This is a genomic window from Enterobacter soli ATCC BAA-2102, from assembly GCF_001654845.1.
GTDB classification, from domain to species: domain Bacteria; phylum Pseudomonadota; class Gammaproteobacteria; order Enterobacterales; family Enterobacteriaceae; genus Enterobacter; species Enterobacter soli.
Window position 1 is genome coordinate 1 of sequence record NZ_LXES01000017.1, and the last position, 3,798, is coordinate 3,798.

The following is a 3,798-nucleotide window of genomic DNA, read 5'->3' on the forward strand; positions in this document are numbered from 1 at the left end:
CGTGCGTCAGGCGACTGCCGGGGGCGACCGTCAGGGGGCCGATCATGAATTTATTGCCACCAGCCCGCAAGTAATAAGACAACACTCGTGGAATAAAGCTAATATGAAATAAGAACAAACTGATAACCAGGTGAAAGCTACCGCAGGCTGTGGAAATGATCCCTGCATATGTTGATATTATTAGACAGGCGCGATCAGGAAAAGAGGTTCACGAAAATTCATAATTGTGCCTGATATATATCAAGCAAACTGTAACAAGTCGTTTTAATTTACTGAGAGGACATAAATAAAATTATATCTTGAATGTGAATAAATATTCTTTCAGAAGTTACTTTTATAAAATTCCAACTGAATGCTTAAGCATGACCAGCATGTACCTTATGGGCAACTCGCTGCCGAACGCGGGATTTGACACCGGGCCGCGGCTGGGCGGTGAGGATTACAGAGGAGGGCCTGACCATCATCGCAGATAATAACGAGGTGCAGGAGCTGAGCGAGCAGCTTTATCAGACTAAACAGGTGGTTAAAGGGATTTGGGTTAGTAGAATGAATAATGATAGTTAAAAATATAATCCGGGAAGTTCAAATACTCCCCGGAATTAAGATGATACATCATTTCCAGCGCTGATCTAAATATGGTTCAATTGAGTCGATGACAATTACTTCGGCGACACATGATAAATGAAATCTATCTCCATTATCAATAGAGAAAATTATTTCATTACCTATTCTCTCTATTACGGGTGAACATACAAAACCTACTCGTTCACCTTGTAAGTTTAACTTATTTATCCCTATAAGGGTTAACGTTATAGATAATCCATTAAACTCTATATTTCTCCATTTATCTGGTGTTTTTTTTCGGTATATGTCTCGTATTAAAACATATTCTTATTTTTGAAAGATCATAAAATAAGAAATTCTCAAGCTCAGAACCATTGAGAGATAACTCATTGTTAAACATGAAGTTAACTTTTTCTTTTCCATGGGCCAAATCAAACCACATAATTATAATCCTCCAAGAAATTCATAGTGATCATATAAACCACTAACAGAACCATTTCTCGAACCGTTCCCAGTTTTTAGTGGGCCGAACGGCAACGGGTAAATAAAAATGAGCCGGGAAGATTTAAAGTCTTTCCCGGCTTTTAAATTACTTCATTGAATCATATTCCCAATAAAAATTTTTGCATAACTCTTGTGATATATATATATCGTTTTTGATTTCAATACTTGAAACGATAGAGTTTAAGATAGATACAACTCTTTTCCATGAATATTCATCAACTAGAATTATTTTATACTGTTTGTTAAGCATATTTTTTTTGTCTTTTAAATAAGACACTCCTTCGGTAGTTGCTACAACCACAGAATAAATATCCGAAGAATCTTCGTCACTCATGCCTATATTCATTTCAAGAAAATAAAAAACATTATTATCGATAGGCTTCCAAGTCCACGGGTTATATATATCTGGAGACCAGTAGTGTTTTATCTCTAGTTTTCTTTGCTTTAATTTCATGGTAATGACTCCGTATCCAAGTGAACATTGCTTGACCATGGCCCTTCAGGAACAGTTCTACTTTGAAAGTTTACTTGAGTTCCAGTTCTTGACCACGGTTCACCAGTCAATGGATTTTTCCCTCGTTTCGGAGACGGCCCTCTATATTGTCTCAAACCATCTTCGGAAATCAAGAGATCAGAACCATAACCACTAATTTTATTATAATTAGGTCCAACAAATGCCTCGCCTAATTTAAAAGCATCATCCTGAGATACAATGCCATTTATTCCCCGGTTGCCACCTGCGGCAGTCTGATTTTTAATTCTTTTGAGTTTATTCTTAAACTGCTGATTTGTTAATTTGCAACTTAGACCAAGCGGATCAATCCACGACAGCGGATCCGGCACATACGCATACTGATTCAGCCCACCCGCCAGCCCCACCGGGTCCGGACTCAGGTACCGCCCGACACCCGGGTCATAATACCGGTGCCTGTTGTAGTATAACCCACTTTCCGCGTCATGATACTGCCCCTGAAAGCGCAGCGGCTGATTTATCCCTGCGGTATCAACATGATGCACCTGACCGTAAGAGCAGGCGCTCACCCTGCCAGAAAAAGCGGCGGGCGGTGCGTGTAAGTAAGTCCTCCTTCAGAATACGGCGCCCCAGGGCGTCGTACTGATAGCGGTAATGTACGGTCTCCTGACCCCGTACCCGGCAGCGGTAGCCGGTCAGGCGGTGCTCCGTGTCCCATTCGTAGTGCTGCTCCTCATCACCGGTCACCTCAAGAATGCGGTTGCCGTAGCCGTCGTATTCATAGCGGGTGGCCCCGGCGTGCGTCAGGCGATTACCGGTGGCGACCGTCAGGGGGCCGGTCATGAATTTTTTGTCGTCAGCCCGCAAGTAGTAAGACAACACTCGTGGAATGAAGCTAATGTGAAATAAGAACGAACTGATAACCAGGTGAAAGCTACCGCAGGCTGCGAAAATAATCCCTGCATATGTTGATATTATTAGACAGGCGCGTTCAGGAAAAGAGGTTCACGAAAATTCAGAATTGTGCCTGATATATATCAGGCAAACTGTAACAGGTCGTTTTAATTTACTGAGAGGACATAAATAGAATTATATCTTGAATGTGAATAAATATTCTTTCAGAAGTTACTTTTATAAAACCCCAACTGAATTCTCAAGCATGCCAAGCATGTACCTTATGGGCAACTCGCTGCCGAACGCGGGATTTGAGTCCTGAACGGCCGTGATTGTTAAGATTTCGAAGGAGGTATTGTGTTGATGGTGGATAGCGACGAGGTGCAGGAGTTACGAAAAATTTTTTATCAGTATAATTAAGTGGTTAGTGGGATGAGTGACGGTGTGTTTAGTGTGCTGAACTATAGCAACCAAATAAAAAATAAGCCGGGATGATTTAAGATTTGTCCCGGCTTTATTTTATTGACTTATATATACTGAAGGTCCCATAAGTTGTATATGTGAACACTTCAGATTTAGAAAAATATCATCCCCTTTGATTATAACTTCATTATTGCCAGCATGTTTGTTTATTTCTATTCTTGCTGGCATATCTGTAGATATCCCATCTATCTTTAAAAATTTAACCCCACTACAATTTATGCCACATCTACATCTGTTATAACCTTTTACCCATTTAGGTGGTGGGTTGTCTGGCAATTCATTAACTAAGTCGAAAGATATTATTACTGTGGAAGCTTCACGATCTATTTTGATATCAAAGATATCAATTTCTCCCACTTCAACAGGATTAGTAAAAACCTTATTAAATAATATATTTCCATCAATATTATTCCAGTTCATATTTTTATCCTCAAAATTCATAATGATCAAATGTACCAGGAACTGAGCCTGTTCTAGTATTTTCAATTGGTCTTATATTTAAATGAGGACCTTGATTTCCTATACCATTTGGGTAAGAGTGTCCGGCAGCATGATCTTGGATAATAATTTTAGAACCATCCGCTTTGGTAAACTGATATTCCCTTGTCCAGACTTGATTCCCGTTACTATCAAAAATAGGATTCTTTCTGGAGTCAGTCATTGGCACACTTCTATGGTCACCATGAAATCCAGTTTTAGAATTGAATATTCTGTCTGGTTGTTGACTCATTGGAATACCTGCATCTCTTTTTGCAGCCCGGAACGCTTCATTTCTTGATTTAAATTGAGCACTACACCCAGCAAGACCTAATGGATCTATCCAGGTTAATGGATTGTTAACGTAGGCATAAGTATTCAGTCCCCCCGCCAGCCCCACCGGG

General features: G+C 40.2%; 6 protein-coding genes. All 6 read right to left on the minus strand.

The window, feature by feature from the left end:
• Nucleotides 1–612: 612 nt before the first annotated feature.
• Nucleotides 613–879, minus strand: a complete 267-nt coding sequence (locus M987_RS25260; protein WP_080562862.1) for an Imm50 family immunity protein — start codon at nt 877–879, stop codon at nt 613–615.
• Nucleotides 880–1,153: 274 nt separating this feature from the next.
• Nucleotides 1,154–1,522: an Imm8 family immunity protein gene (locus M987_RS05850; protein ID WP_014072451.1), complete on the minus strand. Its 369-nt coding sequence runs from the start codon at nt 1,520–1,522 to the stop codon at nt 1,154–1,156.
• Nucleotides 1,519–2,109 (minus strand): RHS repeat-associated core domain-containing protein, encoded by a 591-nt coding sequence (locus tag M987_RS25170; RefSeq protein WP_080562848.1) that lies wholly within the window; start codon nt 2,107–2,109, stop codon nt 1,519–1,521. Before M987_RS25170 ends, M987_RS05850 begins: the two co-directional genes overlap by 4 nt.
• Nucleotides 2,072–2,419: a hypothetical protein gene (locus M987_RS24880; RefSeq protein ID WP_167320607.1), complete on the minus strand. Its 348-nt coding sequence runs from the start codon at nt 2,417–2,419 to the stop codon at nt 2,072–2,074. Before M987_RS24880 ends, M987_RS25170 begins: the two co-directional genes overlap by 38 nt.
• Before the next feature lie 534 nt (nt 2,420–2,953).
• A complete protein-coding gene (locus M987_RS05860; RefSeq protein ID WP_049796687.1) occupies nt 2,954–3,337 on the minus strand; it encodes an Imm50 family immunity protein in 384 nt (127 codons plus the stop codon).
• A gap of 10 nt (nt 3,338–3,347) precedes the next feature.
• On the minus strand, nt 3,348–3,798 hold a 451-nt coding region (locus M987_RS23785; RefSeq protein ID WP_246866458.1), incomplete at its 5' end, for an HNH/endonuclease VII fold putative polymorphic toxin.

Coding starts and splice junctions, on each gene's coding strand:
- M987_RS05850 (WP_014072451.1), bottom strand. CDS start 1,522: ATGAAATTAAAGCAAAGAAAACTAGAGATAAAACACTACTGGTCTCCA.
- M987_RS05860 (WP_049796687.1), bottom strand. CDS start 3,337: ATGAACTGGAATAATATTGATGGAAATATATTATTTAATAAGGTTTTT.